This is a genomic window from Hymenobacter sp. YIM 151858-1, assembly GCF_025979705.1.
Lineage (GTDB): Bacteria > Bacteroidota > Bacteroidia > Cytophagales > Hymenobacteraceae > Solirubrum.
Genome location: NZ_CP110136.1, coordinates 321,608 through 336,291 on the forward strand (window position 1 = coordinate 321,608; position 14,684 = coordinate 336,291).

The following is a 14,684-nucleotide window of genomic DNA, read 5'->3' on the forward strand; positions in this document are numbered from 1 at the left end:
CCTAAAGGTTGGGCTCGTCGGAAGACGATGACGAGGCCGCGGGCTCGGGCAGGTCATCGTCGTCGGTCTTTTTGGGCAGTATCAGCGACACCACTACCGACAGGGCAAGCACGGCCGCTACCACCCCCAGGGCCCACTCGGTGGGCAGGTGGAAAAAGTCGTGCAGCAGCAGCTTGCCCCCGATGAAGATGAGAATGAGCGAGAGGCCGTAGTGCAGGTAGTGGAACAGCTGCATGAGGCCCGCCAGGGCAAAGTACAGCGCGCGCAGGCCCAGCAGGGCAAACACGTTGGAGGTGTACACGATAAACTTATCCTGCGTAACGGCCAGAATGGCCGGGATGGAGTCGGCCGCAAACACCACGTCGGTGGTTTCCACCATCACCAGCACCACAAACAGCGGCGTGGCGAACAGCAGCTTCTCCTTGCGCACGAAGAACTTGCCGCCCTCGTAGCGGTTGGTGATGGGCAGGTGGCGGCTCAGGAAGCGCACCACCGGGTTGTTTTCGGGGTCGATTTCCGGGTCGCCGCTGGTGGTGGCCATCTTGAAGCCGGTGTACACCAGAAACGCGCCGAGCACGTAGAGCGTCCAGCTGAACTTGCTGATGAGCGCTGCCCCGATTACGATAAACAGCGCGCGCAGCACCAAGGCCCCGAGCACGCCCCAGAATAGGATTTTGTGCTGGTACTCGCCCGGCACCTTGAAGTAGGTGAAGATGAGCAGGAACACGAAGAGGTTGTCGACGCTCAGGGCCTTTTCGAGCAGGTAGCCCGTGAGGAAGTTCATGCCGGCCTCGCGCCCGAACTCGCGGTACACGAAATAGTTAAATGCCAGCGAAAGCGCAATCCAGAAGGCGCTCCAGCTCAGGGCTTCGCGCATGCGCACTACGTGGGCCTTGCGGTTGAACACCAGCAAGTCGAGCAGCAGCATGGCCAGCACAAAGAGGTTGAAAGCAACCCAGAACCAGGGAGTTGTAGTCATGCAAAAAACGCATCAGCAGGCAGCGGCCGAATGCCCGGCCGCCACCTAGGGTAGTGGAGCCTACCGCGTTTCGGGCGCGGAGGTTACGGCGGGGGTAGCCGTGGCGGTTTGGGGCAGCGGGGTGTGGGCCGAATCGGACCTTCCGAAATGGCGGAACCAGCTCTCAACCTTCATTTGCACCACGCCCAGCAACGCTTCCTTAAAAATACCCTTCGACATTTTGGAGGCGCCGCGGGTGCGGTCGGTGAAAATAATGGGCACTTCCTTGATGCGGAAGCCGTGCTTGTAAGCCAGCCACTTCATTTCGATCTGAAACGCATAGCCCACGAAGTGAATGCGGCTGAGGTCGATGGTGCGCAACACGGGCGCGGTGTAGCACTTAAAGCCAGCGGTGGCATCCATGATGGGCATGCCCGTAACAAAGCGCACGTAGGCCGAGGCAAACCACGACATCAGCACGCGGTCCATGGGCCAGTTTACCACGTTTACGCCGGTGATGTAGCGCGAGCCGATGGACATATCGTGCCCCTCCACGGCGCAGGCCTCGTAGAGGCGCACCAGGTCGTCGGGGTTGTGCGAGAAGTCGGCATCCATCTCGAAGATGTACTGATAGCCGCGCTGCAGGGCCCACTTAAAGCCGTGCAGGTAAGCGGTACCTAGGCCCAGCTTGCCGGTGCGCTCTTCCAGGTGCAGGCGCCCCGCAAACTCGCCCATCAGCCCGCGCACCACGGCGGCGGTGCCATCGGGCGAGCCATCGTCGATGATGAGTACATCGAACGCCTTCGGCAGCGAAAAAACCTTGCGGATGATCAGCTCGGCGTTTTCCCGTTCGTTGTAGGTCGGTATGATGACGAGCGAATCGTTCATTAATCCAAAGGTAACAATTAGGCTATGCTGCCGAGGTTAATTTTTGCGCCACTTCCTGGGCCCGGCGCAGGCAATCGGGGATGCCCACCCCGGCGCGCCAGTTGGCTACCGCCCAAATGCCTTGCGGCTCCAGGGCATCGGCCGCGGCGTGTGCCGGAATGATGCGCGCATCGAACTGCGGGATGCTTCGTTCCCACCGGTAAATGTGCTGCAGCCGCGCCGGAGCATCGGCGGCAAGACCGTAGAGGCGTTGCTGTTCGGCCCGCAACGAGGCCAGCAGTTGCGCGTCGGGCATGCGGGCGTTGGTTTCGTACTGGGCGCCGCCCACAAACGAGGTGAACAGCACCTGCCCCGCGGGGCACCTATCCGGAAACAGCGAACTGCTCCACAAGGTGCCCGCCGCCACGGGTTGCTCCACGCGCGGGCTGAGGGCGCCAAAACCGTTGAGCGGGTGCTGCACGGCGCTGCGGTCGTAGGCGGTGTGCACGGCCGTGAGGGGCGGGTAGTGCACGGCACCTAGGGCCGCGGCTTCCTGGGGGTGCAGTTGCTTCAGCAGATCGGAAGCGGCGTAGGCCGGCAATGCCAGAATTACGGCATCGTACAACTCGGTTGGCTCCGACTGGCCGGCCAGCTGCAAGCGGTATTTGCCGCCATCCTGAGGCAACAAGGCCTGCACGCGGGTGCCTAGGTGCAGGTGGGATAAGCGGCTGGCCAGGGCATCGGTAAGCACCTGCAAACCACCCCGGAAGGAGATGATGCGGCGGCGCGCTACGCCCTTCATGGTGCGGGCAAAGCCGCGCAGCACCGAGCCGTGCTCCTGCTCCAAAGCGGCCAGCTGCGGAAACGTTTTGTGCAGCAGCAGCTGGTTAGGGTCGCCGGCGTAAATGCCCGATACAAACGGATTGACGGCGTAATCAAGGATTTCCTGCCCGAAGCGGCGCCGGAAAAAGTGGCCAATGGTTTCGTGCGCATCAGGGGTTGCTTTGCTGCGCCGCAGCTCCGATAGCACCTGCCACTTGGCTTTCAGGCTGAAGAAGCCGCCGAACAGCAGCTGCTGCGGTTTGCCCGGCAGCTCGCGCAGCGCCCCGCCGCGCACCACGTAGCGGTGGCCGCTCACGGCGCTGGGCTCCTGTATCTGGTCGGTTAGCCCTAGGTCGGCAATCAGGCCTTCGAGCTCGGGGCTGAGCTGCAGCGAGTTGGGGCCCAGCTCCAGCACGTAGCCCTCGGGCAGGTGGCGCGTGCGCATGTTGCCGCCGGCCGCCGGGCCGCTCTCGTACACGTGCGCTGTGGCGCCTTGTTGCTGCAGGTACCACGCCGTGGCCAGGCCCGTGATGCCGCTGCCGATAATTGCTACGTTCATGCGAAAGTGTAAACCACCCAAAGCTGCAAAAGTAAGCTGCCGAGGATACTCATTTTGCTGATTTATTTCAATTGGAGGCGTGGCAGGGGGCTAGGTGGCGCCGGCTGCCGGTGCGCCGAACAGCCCGGCCGCGCGTACTTTTGACGGGCATGAATGCTACTTCCACGGCCAAAGCCGTTTTCCTCGACCGCGACGGCGTGCTGAATGCCGAAATTGGTACCTACGTGTGGCGCCCCGCCGATTTTGTGGTGCTGCCCGACGTGCCCGTTGCTTTGCAGCGCCTGCACCAGGCTGGCTACCTGCTAATTGTGGTTACCAACCAGGCCGGCATTGCCAAGGGCCTCTACACGCCCGCCGACGTGGCGGCCTGCCACCAAAAGCTGCAGGAGGCCTGCGGTGGCGTAATCGATGCATTTTACTACGCGCCCGGGCACCCGTCGGTGTCGGAGTCGCTCATGCGCAAGCCCGATTCGCTGATGCTCGAAAAAGCCATGGCGCGGTTTGGCCTGGGTGCCGCGCAGTGCTGGATGGTAGGCGACCGGCCCCGCGACTTGCAAGCCGCCGCCAAAGTGGGCGTGCGCGGCATACTGGTTGGCGAGGAGCCCTTGGTGCCCGATGCGCCGCTGGTGCCCAACCTGGCCGCCGCCGCCGACCTGATTTTGAGTGCCTGATACCTAGGCCCCGCAAAGCCGCAGCCCCACCGGGCAAGCCAATTTGGCCTGCCCGGTGGGGCTGCAGAGTAGGAGCGCGTTGCTTACTGGCGTTCGGCCGAGGCCTCGGCGGCGCTGGCCGTTACGGCCGAAGCCTGCTGGGTGGCGGGCTTTTGCTGCGTGTAGGCAGGGCACTTGGTGCTGCACGAACCCAAGCCGGCGGCCATGGCCAAAACGCCCAGAACTGCAATCTTCTTCATGTAAATGTTCAATTGTGCGCGAGAGTTACGCGGGGTAAAAGATTCGGTACTAACGGAGTATAGCTCGGGTTTAGTTTGAGGTGAACTAGAAAAACTTCAACCTGGTAAATTCCTGATAAATCGTTGCACTGCCGGGCTTGCGCCTGGTAGCAAGCCACAAAAAAAACCGGCCGCGGTGTCCTGAGCAGGACACCGCGGCCGGTTTAGGTAAGAGCGGGTGCTTACTGGCGCTCAGCCGGAGCAGCAGCCGAGGCTACTACCTCTGCTTTCTGGGTAGCGGCTTTGCCGTAGGCCGGGCACGACTGCTTGTTGCAAGCACCGAGGCCCAGCGTAGCAGCGGCGGTCAGAAGAAGTAAACCTTTTTTCATGAGTAGTACAGATTAGCTTATCGGAATACAAACATACTGCTGCCGTGGGCCTTACTCCAAACTGCCGAAGGCAGAAAAGTGCTATACTGCTGAGCTTGTATAAATGAGCCTGCTGGGGGTGTTTCTCCAAAACAACGCTCCCGCGCCAGGCAGCTGCCTAACGCGGGAGCGAGCTTAAACCACCTAGGGTTAGCGCAGCTTAGGCGTAACCCAAAATGCGCATCATCGATTCGGGGTCTTGCTCCGGGGCAAATTCCCAGTCGCGCACGGTGCCGTCGGCGTCGCGGTCGAGGATGACGTGCTTGGGCGCCGGAATGAGGCAGTGCTTGATGCCGCCGTAGCCCGAAAGCTGCTCCTGGTACGCACCCGTGTGGAAGAAGCCCACGTACAGCGGCTTCTCCTGGCCGCGCTCGGGCAGAAACACCTGGTAAATGTGCTTCTCGGCGTTGTAGTAGTCCTGCGAGTCGCAGGTGAGGCCGCCCAGCTGAATCTTCTTGTAGTTCCGCTCCCAGCCGTTGAGGGCCAGCATGATAAAGCGCTGGTTGAGGGCCCACGTATCGGGCAGGTTCGTGATGAACGAGCCGTCGATCATGTACCACAGCTCCTTGTCGTTCTGCAGCTTCTCGTCGAGGATGTTGTAGATGTGCGCCCCCGACTCGCCCACCGTGAAGATGCCGAACTCGGTAAAGATGTGCGGCTCGGGCACGCCTTCCTCGCGGCAAATGCGCTGGATGGTGCGCAGCACTTCCTCAATCATGTACGGGTAATCGTACTCCGGCTGAATGGAAGTTTGAATGGGCAGGCCACCGCCGATGTCGATGGTGTGCAGGGTGGGGCACACCTTGCGCAGCTCGCAGTACTTGTGCACAAAGCGGCGCAGCTCCGACCAGTAGTAGGAGGTGTCCTTGATGCCCGTGTTGATGAAGTAGTGCAGCATCGTCAGCTCGAAGCGCGGATCGTTCTTGATCTGCTCTTCGTACAGCGGAATGGCATCGGCGTAGCGCACGCCCAGGCGCGAGGTGTAGAACTGGAAGCGCGGCTCCTCATCGGAGGCCAACCGAATGCCTAGGTTGGCGCGGGTGTCGGCGTGCACGTGCTCCTTGTAGTACTCAATTTCCGACAGGTTATCGAGAATCGGCATGCAGTTCACGAAGCCGTCGTTCATGAACTCGGTGAGGTAACGCTTGTATCGCTCGCGCTTAAAGCCGTTGGCGATGATGTACGTCTGCTTGTTGATGCGGCCCTTGTGGTAGAGCGCGCGCACAATGTGCATGTCGTAGCCCGAGGATGTCTCGATGTGCACGTCGTTTTTCAGGGCTTCTTCTACCACGAAAGCAAAGTGCGAGGCCTTGGTGCAGTAGCAGTAGGTGTAGTTGCCCTGGTAGCCAATTTTCTGGATTCCCTGCTCAAACCACTGCTTCGCCCGCTGGATGTTCTCGCTGATTTTGGGCAGGTAAGTAAGGCGCAGCGGCGTACCGTGTTTCCGGATCAAATCCATCAGCGGAATGCCGTGAAAGCGCAGCTCATTGCCCTCAACGGTGAACTCCTGCGAAGGAAAGTCGAAGGTTTGGCTAATAAGGTCGTGGTACGTGTCCATTTTAGGGCTTAGTGGTTAGGAACTTAGGGCTTAGGTGCTTGTTTTTGGGTAGAAGGTAAGCTTAGCCGGGCCGGGCCGACGGAGGTTGTTCATCGGCCCCTAAAATCCGTTACTAAGCCCTAAAACCTAAGTTCCTAAGCTCTATCTTCAGGCCCGCAAAGATACCCCAACGGGGGTGTTTTGGTTGTTGAATTGTTCGTTGGTCGCGGAGGAGGGTCCTCCGACACCAAGCCTAACCGGCGCCTACGGGTGTCAGCCCTTGTGTGTTAGCACCTTGGGGTTCCGGTAATCGGCAAGCAACACTACCGCTCCTAAACTTATTTAGCCGATGTAGTATGCGACGAATTAAACTCATTGAAGTACGGTCCGAACTTGGGGCCGGTACCCGTGGGGCAAGCCTGGGCGTCGATGCCCTTAAAGTGGCCTGCCTGAACAAAGGTTCCGATTACTTCCGCCGCTTCAACGCCGTGGCCGTGCCGGACCAAAACCACGTGCTGTTCGATAAAAATCACTTCCCCTACGCGAAGCACATCGACAGCATTTACACCGTGCTCAAAGGCATTGCCAACACGGTAGAGCAAACCCTGCGCTTTGGGGAGTTTCCGCTGGTGCTGGCCGGCGACCATAGCAACGCCGCCGGTACCATTGCCGGCATCAAGGCCGCGTACCCCCACAAAACCCTCGGCGTGGTGTGGATTGATGCTCACGCCGACATTCACTCGCCCTACACCACGCCCTCGGGCAACGTGCACGGCATGCCGCTGGCCATGGCCCTAGGTGCCGACCACCGCGAGCTGCAGCACAACAACGTGGAGCCCGAAACGGAGTTCTTCTGGCGCAAAATCAAGAACCTGGGCGAGGAAGGCCCCAAGGTTACGCCCGACCACCTGGTGTACGTGGTAGTGCGCGACACCGAGATGGAAGAAGACGCCATCATTGCGCAGCACGGCATTCGCAACTTCAAGCTCGATGAGTTCCGGGCTAAGGGGCCGCGGCAGGTAGCCCGCGAGATTTACGAGCAGCTGCGTTTTTGCGACCTGGTATACATCTCGTTCGATGTGGATTCGCTCGACTCGCGCTTCAGCAAAGGCACCGGCACGCCCGTGGAGCTGGGCCTCGACGTGGGCGAAGCCAAAGCCTTGTGCCGCGCCCTGCTCGAAAATGACCGCGTAGTGTGCTTCGAAATGGTGGAAATCAACCCCACGCTCGATTCCGAAAATACCATGGCTGGCAACGCTTTCGAAATTCTGGAAGCGGCTACCGAGGCTATTCAGGAACGCCTGCGCCTCGACGACATGGTGACCGGGCGATAAAGCCGGAAACTTATTGTTGGCATTGTGCTAAAAGCGGATACATTCGTGAAAACCAGTCGCGTTTGTATCCGCTTTTCTTGCTGTTGCCATGAATTCGTACGCGCTTCTGAGCGCCCTAGGTGCCGCCGCTCTGCTAGGGGCTTGCACCGGCCCGTCGGCCACCACCTCGGGCAGCTACGGGCAAACTAATACCACCGCCGTGCGCGACTCCGTAACCGGCACCGTGGCCTACCGCGAGCGTATTGCCCTGCCGCCCAACGCCGTGCTGCGCGTGCAGCTGCAGGACGTAAGCCGGCAGGATGCGCCGGCCGTGGAGGTGGCCTCGGCTACCGTAGAGTCGCGGGGCCGGCAGGTGCCGCTGCCCTTCGTGCTGCGCTACGACACGGCCCGCATCGACCCCACCAATACCTACGCTGTGCAGGCCCGCATCGAGGTCGATGGCCGGCTCATGTTCACCAACGATTCGGCCTACCCCGTCATCACGCGCGGCAACCCCAAGCAGGTGCAGATGATGCTACGCCGCGCCGCGGGGCAGTAAGCGTGTAGCGTGGGCTTGGCTACGCCTTCCTTCGGTTCAGCACGCGTCTGCGTGAACGTTAGACCAAAACGGCCCAATTTCATTCGTGCTGGCAAACGCGGGCTAAAGCCCACGCTACACCGCGCTGCATCCCTAGGTCGGGAAACAGAAGTTATTAACCAGAGACGCAGACTGCAACCAAAGGCCGGCGGGCTAAAGCCCGCGCTGCGGTTGTGCAACCACGGAAACAGCTGCCACCGAAGGCCGACGAAGCTAAAATCGGTGCTGGCCGCGGCATCGGTGTAAATCCGTGCTTAGCTTTGCGCCCGTGAAACCGCTGCCAGTCTTTGTATTGAACCCTGTGGTGCGGTCGTTTCGGAGCCGAAACGAGCGACGAATGTAGCGTAAGCCTTCGGCCTGCGCCGCCGCTGCCTGCGGCCGCCGCGAGGGTTTACGCCAGCGTCCGATTTCAGCTCTCAAACCCATTGTATCTCAGCGCCCCGCCCCGTGGCAGATTGCGCTCCGACATAAACTCCGCACCCCTGTGCAACAACTCGAACAAGACCTCAAAGCGGCGCTGAGCGCGGCCCTTCAGCAAGTATTTGGCGCGGCGGTGCCGGCCGAGCAGCTCACCATTCAGCCCACGCGCAAAGATTTCGCGGGCACGTTTACGCTGGTAACCTTTCCGCTCACCAAAGCCTTGGGCAAAGGCCCCGAGCAAATCGGGCAGGCCCTAGGTGAGTGGCTGCAAAACAACGAGCCGCGCGTAAGCGGCTTCAACGTAGTAAAAGGCTTTCTGAACCTGGAAATTGCCGATGCCGAGTGGCTGCGGTTGCTGCGCCAGCTGCGCGCCCAGGACATTGCCGCGCCCGTGCCAACCGGCGGCCCCCAGCGCGTGGTGGTGGAGTACTCCTCGCCCAACACCAACAAGCCCCTGCACCTAGGGCACCTGCGCAACAACTTTTTGGGCTATTCGGTGGCCGAGATTCTGAAAGCCACGGGCGCTACCGTTACCAAAGCCAACCTGGTAAACGACCGCGGCATCCACATCTGCAAATCGATGCTGGCGTACCAGCAGTACGGCCAGGGCGAAACGCCGCAGAGCGCGGGCATCAAAGGCGACCACCTGATCGGCAAGTACTACGTGCTGTTCGAGAAGCACTACCGCGAGCAAATAAAGCAGCTCGAGGCCGAAGGCGTAGCCAACGAAGTAGCCAAGCGCGAAGCCCCGCTGATGCGCCACGCGCAGGAAATGCTGCAGCAGTGGGAGGCCGGCGACGAGCAGGTAGTAAGCCTGTGGCGCCAGATGAACGGCTGGGTGTACGAAGGCTTTAATGACACCTACCAGCGCATCGGCGTCGATTTCGACAAGTTCTACTACGAGTCGGAAACCTACCTGCTGGGCAAGGAGCGGGTAGAAGAGGGCCTGGCCAAGGGCGTGTTCTTCCGCAAGGACGACGGCTCGGTGTGGGTCGACCTCACCGACGAAGGCCTCGACCAGAAACTGCTCCTGCGCGCCGATGGCACCTCGGTGTACATGACCCAAGACCTAGGCACCGCCGAGCTGAAGTACCAGGACTACCAGTACGATTCGTCGGTGTACGTGATTGCCGACGAGCAGAACTACCACATGCAGGTGCTCAAGCTCGTGCTGAAAAAGCTGGGCAAGCCCTACGCCGACGCCATTTACCACCTGAGCTACGGCATGGTGGATTTGCCCTCGGGCAAGATGAAGTCGCGCGAAGGCACCGTGGTAGATGCCGACGAGCTGGTGCAGGAAGTAACCGACGCCGCCAAGCAAACCACCGCCGAGCTGGGCAAAATCGACGGCCTGAGCGAGCAGGAAGCCGCGCAGCTGTACCACACGCTGGGCTTGGGTGCCCTGAAGTACTACCTGCTGAAGGTGGACCCCAAGAAGCGCATGCTGTTCGATCCGAACGAGTCGGTGCAGCTGCAGGGCCACACGGGGCCGTTCATTCAGTACACCCACGCCCGCATTGCCCAGCTGCGCCGCAAGGCCGCCGAAATGGGCATTCAGCCCGAACTGGCCGAGGGCGTGGCCGCGCTGCACGAAACCGAGCGCGACGTGGTGCAGGCACTGGCCAGCTACGCTACGGCCGTAGCCGAGGCGGCCCGCACGTATTCGCCGGCCGTTATTGCGCAGTACGCCTACGATCTGGCCAAAACCTACAACCGCTTCTACACCGAAGTGCCGGTGCTGCCCGAGCCCGACGCTGCCAAACGCAGCCTGCGCGTAGCCCTGTCGGCGCAAGTAGCCGACACCCTGCGGCAGAGCCTGAAGCTGCTCGGCATTACGGCGCCCGAGCGCATGTAAACCCTAGGCAGTGCCACGGCCCGCAAGCCGTGGCACTACTTATTTAAGCCCGGCGGCTGTGGCGCGGAGTGGTACTCCGCGGGCGGCCCGGGGCCGCCATCCGGGCACGCGCTGTTCATTTATCCCAAGCATTTTATTGGCGCTTCGGGCGCCACGCGGAGTACCACTCCGCGCCACTTCTTTTCGCATGAAATCAATTGCAGTTTATTGCGGCTCCAGCGCCGGCACCGATGCGCGCTACCGCGAGCACGCCACCCAAGTAGGCCAAACGTTTGCCCAACGCGGCATCACGCTGGTGTACGGCGGCGGCAACGTAGGCCTGATGGGCGCCGTGGCCGATGCCACCATGCAGCGCGGCGGCCAGGCCATCGGCATCATCCCCGGCTTTCTGAAAGACAAAGAAGTAGCGCACCTAGGGCTCACGCAGCTCGAGGTGGTAGAGAACATGCACCAGCGCAAGCTGCGAATGGCCGAGCTGGCCGAAGGCTTTATTGCCATGCCCGGCGGATTTGGTACTTTGGAAGAGTTGTTTGAGGTGCTTACCTGGGGCCAGCTGGGCCTGCACCGTAAGCCCATTGGCCTGCTGAACGTGGCTGGCTTCTACGATGCGCTTATTCACCTGCTCGACCACATGGTGCAGCAGGGCTTGCTGCGGGCCGAAAACCGCCGCCAGTTAATGGTAGCCGACAACATCGAGGAGTTGTTGGGCCACATGCAGGCCTGGCAGCCCAGCAACGTGGAAAAGTGGCTGACGCCGAGCCGCACCTAGGCGCCGCCGCAAACAACGGGCCCTGTACGGGGTTAGTGCCTCGAATTTGTTTTCGCTCTTAGTAACACCACCGTCCGAAATGAAATCTTTAGTCCTTTACTCCCTGGCCGGCGCCCTGGCTGCCTGCGGCGCCCGCTCGGCCTCTACCACCGACAAGCCCACCGCCATGGCCGAAACGCCCGCTGCCACCACCGAAACCGCTGCCGCCCGCAGCACCGTGTACGATTTCACGGTTACCGATATCAACGGCAAGCCCGTGCAGCTCAGCCAGTACAAAGGCAAGAAGCTGCTGATCGTGAACACGGCCTCGGAATGCGGCTACACCCCGCAGTACAAGGAGCTGGAGGAGCTCTACAAAAAGCACGGCGACCGGGTAACCGTGCTGGGCTTCCCGGCCAACAACTTCGGTGGGCAGGAGCCGGGCTCCAACGAGCAGATTGCCGCTTTCTGCGAGAAAAACTACGGCGTTACGTTCCCGCTCTTCAGCAAAGTATCGGTGAAAGGCGACGACACCGCGCCGCTGTACAAGTTCCTAGGTGATAAATCGAAGAACGGCTACACCGACGAAAAGCCCACCTGGAACTTCTGCAAATACCTCATCAACGAGCAAGGCCAGGTTATCGGCTTCTATCCTTCCAAAGTGAAGCCGATGAGCGAAGAGCTTGTTTCGGCCATCCTGAAATAAACCTCCTGACGGTCTGTTGCCCCAGTTCGTAAACGTGTTTACTACCTAGGGTAACAGCTAGTAAACCAGGTTACCAACGTTGTAAGCGCTTGTTTAGCAGGCGCTAATCTGCGCCTTGCCTTGACGACCACTTCCGATACCACCCCGCGAAACCCAAGCCTCATCGGGGCTTGGGTTTCGGCTTTCCGGCCGCGCACCTTGCCGCTGGCCCTGGCCAGTATCCTGATGGGCGGCTTTCTGGCCGCCAGCCGCCACCAGTTCAACGGGGCAGTAATTGGACTGGCGGCGCTTACCACCGTGCTGCTGCAAGTGCTCAGCAACCTCGCCAACGACTACGGCGACTCGCAAAACGGCGCCGACAGCGTGCACCGCGAGGGGCCGCAGCGCGCCGTGCAAAGCGGGGCCATTTCGCCGGCCGCCATGCGGCAGGGCATGTACGTGTTCGGCGCCCTGTCGCTGGCTTCGGGGTTGCTGCTGCTGTGGGTGGCCCTAGGTGCCTCGGGGCTGTGGCTGTTTATGGGGTTTCTGCTGCTGGGCCTGGGCGCCATTTGGGCGGCCATCAACTACACAGCCGGCGCCCGGCCCTATGGCTACGCGGGCTTGGGCGACGTGTCGGTGTTTCTGTTCTTCGGGCTGGTGGGCGTGTGCGGCAGCTACTTTCTGCAAACCAGCGAGCTGCCCTACGAGGTGCTGCTGCCGGCCATCAGCCTCGGCTGTTTCTCCACGGCCGTGCTGAACGTGAACAACATCCGCGATATGCGCTCCGATGAGCTGGCCGGCAAAATCACCATTCCGGTGCGCCTGGGTGCCCGCCGGGCGCGGGTGTACCACTGGCTGCTGTTGCTGCTGGGCCTAGGTGCCGCGGTGGTGTATGTGCTGCAGCACTACCGTACGCCGTGGCAGTGGCTGTTTGTGGGCGCGGTGCCGCTGCTGGTGTTCAACGGCGTGCAAGTCTGGAAACGCCAGCAGTCCATGCAGCTCGACCCGCTGCTGAAGCAAATGGCCATGAGCACCTTGCTCTTTGTGCTGCTGTTTGGTATCGGGCAGCTGCTGTAGCCCAGCCGGCTCCGGTCCAAACAACGATTTTATCTACTGCCAAGCCAGTCTTCGCGCAAACGGCCGCCCCTGTGGGGCGGCCGTTTGCGCGAAGACTGGCTTATGTGGCGAGCGGGCTAGCCCCGCAAGTACAGCCGAAAGGTAGTGCCGATGCCCTCTTCGCTCTCCACCTCGATGCGGCCACCATGGGATTGTACCAGCCGGTTCACCAGAAACAACCCCACGCCGGTGCCGTCGCTGGCTTGCGGGTGAAAGCGCCGGAACAGCTGAAACAGTTCCGCGCCGTGGCGCTCCAGGTTCATCCCCAGGCCGTTGTCGCTGATTTCGAGCACGGGCTGGCCGGCCACCACCTGGGTGCGCAGGGCAATGCGCGGCTGGCGCTCGGCGTGGCGGTATTTGAGGGCGTTGCTGAGCAGGTTGTGCAGAATGGTGCGCAGGTTGCTGCGCACGTACAGCAGGGCGGGCAGCTCGGCAAAGTCGGTGCAAATGCTGGCCTGGCTGGCCTGCACCTGCGGCCGGATGACCTGCAGCACCTCACCGGTAAGCTCGGCCAGCTCCACCAGCTCGGCGGCGTGCTCGCCGGGCTGACGCTGCTCCTGCACCGCGGCGGTAAGCCCATCGATGGTATTCGACAAGTCGCGCAGCGAGTCTTCGGCCAGCTGCAGCACTACGGTTTCGGCGGGGTCGGGAAAGGTGACGCTGCGGCGCAGCTCGTCGAACAGGCCGCACAGGTTGTTTACCGGCTGGCGCAGGTCGTGCGAGGCCGCGTACACAAAGTTGTCGAGGTCGGCGTTGGTGCGGGCCAGCTGCTGGTTGGCTACTCCCAGGGCCTGGTTGCGGGCCTGGATGGCCGCGTTGGCCGAGGTCAGCTGGTCGTTGCTTTGCTGCAGCTGGCGGCGGGTTTCGGTAAGCTCAGCCAGCGATTCGCGCAGCTGCTGGTTTACGGCCTGCAGCTGGCGGCGGTGTTCGGCCTCGTGCTGGCGCCACTCGTTTTTTTCGATGGCGTGCAACACGGTTTTGGCCAGCAGCTCCTGGTCGAAATGGCCCTTCACCAGGTAATCGAGGGCGCCGTTGTTGAGGGCGCGCACGGCCAGCTGCTCGCTGCCGCCGCCCGTAATCATCACCACGCAGAGCGTATCGGGCGGTGCAATGCGCTTTAGCTCCCCTAGCAGCGTCAGGCCGTCGGTATCGAGCAGGTTGTAGTCGAGCAGCACGCAATCGGGCTGGTGCTGGGCAAACAACGCCAGGCTTTCTTCGCCCGAGGCGGCCTCCAGCACCTCGTACGCCTGCAACTCGGGCTGCCGGCGCAGGTAGCGCTTGTACAGCATCCGGTCGTACTCGTTATCGTCGACAAGAAAAATTTTCTTCACGCGCAGGGAAAGCGGCTAGCTTTCGGAGGGAAGTTCGGAGGTATTGAGCCAGTAGCGCACTAAGGCGCGGGTTTTCTCTTCCAGCACCGAAAATTCGATGGGCTTGGTCATGTAGCTGTTGGCCCCCAGGCGGTAGCAGTCCTGAATGTCGCGCGTGTTGGAGGAGGTGCTGAAGATAATGACCGGAATCGACTGCAGCCGCGGGTCTTTCTTAACCACGTCGAGCACGGCGCGGCCGTCGGTGCCGGGTAGGTTCAGGTCCAGCAACACGAAAGCAGGCAGCTGCGCCGGCCAGTTGGGGTGCTGCCCGTAGCTCTGCAGGTATTCCAGGGCTTGGTCGCCGTCTTCGCAGCGCAACACGGGGTTGGGCAGCTCCTGCTTGCGGAAAGCGCGCCCCAACGCGGTGAAGTCTTCCACGCTGTCTTCTACCACCAAAATGGGCTTGTGAGAGAAGGTAGTCACTTATAAGTGCTTAGAGAGGGAAAAATAAAACGTAGTGCCTTGGCCCGGCACCGATTCCAACCACAATTCACCGTCGTGGCGTTCCACCATCTTGCG

At 61.4% G+C, this 14,684-nt stretch carries 16 protein-coding genes; 7 read left to right on the forward strand and 9 right to left on the reverse strand.

Annotated features, from left to right (window positions below; all coding sequences use genetic code 11):
- Nucleotide 1: 1 nt before the first annotated feature.
- The 3 genes from OIS50_RS01280 to hemG are packed head-to-tail and all read right to left on the reverse strand — an operon-like array spanning nucleotide 2 to nucleotide 3,206.
- The gene (locus tag OIS50_RS01280; RefSeq protein WP_264692525.1) at nucleotides 2-979 is read right to left on the reverse strand and encodes a TerC family protein; all 978 of its coding nucleotides are present in this window, start codon (nucleotides 977-979) and stop codon (nucleotides 2-4) included.
- Between the two features lie 60 nt (nucleotides 980-1,039).
- The gene (locus tag OIS50_RS01285; RefSeq protein WP_264692526.1) at nucleotides 1,040-1,846 is read right to left on the reverse strand and encodes a polyprenol monophosphomannose synthase; all 807 of its coding nucleotides are present in this window, start codon (nucleotides 1,844-1,846) and stop codon (nucleotides 1,040-1,042) included.
- Between the two features lie 22 nt (nucleotides 1,847-1,868).
- Nucleotides 1,869-3,206, reverse strand: coding sequence for a protoporphyrinogen oxidase (gene hemG, locus OIS50_RS01290; protein WP_264692527.1), 1,338 nt, complete (start codon nucleotides 3,204-3,206; stop codon nucleotides 1,869-1,871).
- Nucleotides 3,207-3,355: 149 nt separating this feature from the next.
- Here hemG and OIS50_RS01295 point away from each other — a divergent pair, with 149 nt between their 5' ends.
- Entirely contained in the window at nucleotides 3,356-3,877 is a 522-nt protein-coding gene (locus tag OIS50_RS01295) for a D-glycero-alpha-D-manno-heptose-1,7-bisphosphate 7-phosphatase (protein WP_264692528.1), read from the forward strand.
- Between the two features lie 83 nt (nucleotides 3,878-3,960).
- Here the strand turns inward: OIS50_RS01295 and OIS50_RS01300 are convergent, their stop codons facing one another.
- The 3 genes from OIS50_RS01300 to OIS50_RS01310 form a co-directional block, all read right to left on the reverse strand.
- Nucleotides 3,961-4,116 carry a hypothetical protein gene (locus tag OIS50_RS01300; RefSeq protein WP_264692529.1) on the reverse strand — a complete coding sequence of 52 codons (156 nt, stop codon included), beginning with the start codon at nucleotides 4,114-4,116 and terminating at the stop codon, nucleotides 3,961-3,963.
- Between the two features lie 221 nt (nucleotides 4,117-4,337).
- On the reverse strand, nucleotides 4,338-4,484 hold the full coding sequence (locus OIS50_RS01305) for a hypothetical protein (RefSeq protein WP_162910460.1): 147 nt from the start codon (nucleotides 4,482-4,484) through the stop codon (nucleotides 4,338-4,340).
- A gap of 199 nt (nucleotides 4,485-4,683) precedes the next feature.
- Nucleotides 4,684-6,081 (reverse strand): type III PLP-dependent enzyme domain-containing protein, encoded by a 1,398-nt coding sequence (locus tag OIS50_RS01310; protein ID WP_264692530.1) that lies wholly within the window; start codon nucleotides 6,079-6,081, stop codon nucleotides 4,684-4,686.
- A gap of 335 nt (nucleotides 6,082-6,416) precedes the next feature.
- Between OIS50_RS01310 and OIS50_RS01315 the strand changes: the two genes are divergently transcribed.
- From OIS50_RS01315 to OIS50_RS01340, 6 genes are all read left to right on the forward strand, one after another.
- Entirely contained in the window at nucleotides 6,417-7,394 is a 978-nt protein-coding gene (locus OIS50_RS01315; RefSeq protein ID WP_264692531.1) for an arginase, read from the forward strand.
- Nucleotides 7,395-7,482: 88 nt separating this feature from the next.
- Nucleotides 7,483-7,932 carry a YbaY family lipoprotein gene (locus OIS50_RS01320; protein WP_264692532.1) on the forward strand — a complete coding sequence of 150 codons (450 nt, stop codon included), beginning with the start codon at nucleotides 7,483-7,485 and terminating at the stop codon, nucleotides 7,930-7,932.
- 523 nt (nucleotides 7,933-8,455) lie between these two features.
- Nucleotides 8,456-10,246 (forward strand): arginine--tRNA ligase, encoded by a 1,791-nt coding sequence (argS, locus tag OIS50_RS01325; protein WP_264692533.1) that lies wholly within the window; start codon nucleotides 8,456-8,458, stop codon nucleotides 10,244-10,246.
- Nucleotides 10,247-10,433: 187 nt separating this feature from the next.
- Nucleotides 10,434-11,015 (forward strand): LOG family protein, encoded by a 582-nt coding sequence (locus OIS50_RS01330; protein ID WP_264692534.1) that lies wholly within the window; start codon nucleotides 10,434-10,436, stop codon nucleotides 11,013-11,015.
- A 79-nt stretch (nucleotides 11,016-11,094) separates the two neighbouring features.
- A complete protein-coding gene (locus tag OIS50_RS01335; protein WP_264692535.1) occupies nucleotides 11,095-11,700 on the forward strand; it encodes a glutathione peroxidase in 606 nt (201 codons plus the stop codon).
- Nucleotides 11,701-11,820: 120 nt separating this feature from the next.
- Nucleotides 11,821-12,756 carry a 1,4-dihydroxy-2-naphthoate polyprenyltransferase gene (locus tag OIS50_RS01340; RefSeq protein WP_264692536.1) on the forward strand — a complete coding sequence of 312 codons (936 nt, stop codon included), beginning with the start codon at nucleotides 11,821-11,823 and terminating at the stop codon, nucleotides 12,754-12,756.
- A gap of 116 nt (nucleotides 12,757-12,872) precedes the next feature.
- On the opposite strand, the gene OIS50_RS01345 is transcribed toward OIS50_RS01340, so the two are convergent.
- Genes OIS50_RS01345 through OIS50_RS20570 form a run of 3 tightly spaced genes read right to left on the reverse strand, consistent with a single transcriptional unit; the run spans nucleotide 12,873 to nucleotide 14,678 of the window.
- A complete protein-coding gene (locus OIS50_RS01345) occupies nucleotides 12,873-14,126 on the reverse strand; it encodes an ATP-binding response regulator (RefSeq protein ID WP_264692537.1) in 1,254 nt (417 codons plus the stop codon).
- A 15-nt stretch (nucleotides 14,127-14,141) separates the two neighbouring features.
- Nucleotides 14,142-14,588 (reverse strand): response regulator, encoded by a 447-nt coding sequence (locus OIS50_RS01350; protein ID WP_264692538.1) that lies wholly within the window; start codon nucleotides 14,586-14,588, stop codon nucleotides 14,142-14,144.
- On the reverse strand, nucleotides 14,589-14,678 hold the full coding sequence (locus OIS50_RS20570; protein ID WP_413617033.1) for a hypothetical protein: 90 nt from the start codon (nucleotides 14,676-14,678) through the stop codon (nucleotides 14,589-14,591).
- Nucleotides 14,679-14,684 lie beyond the last annotated feature (6 nt).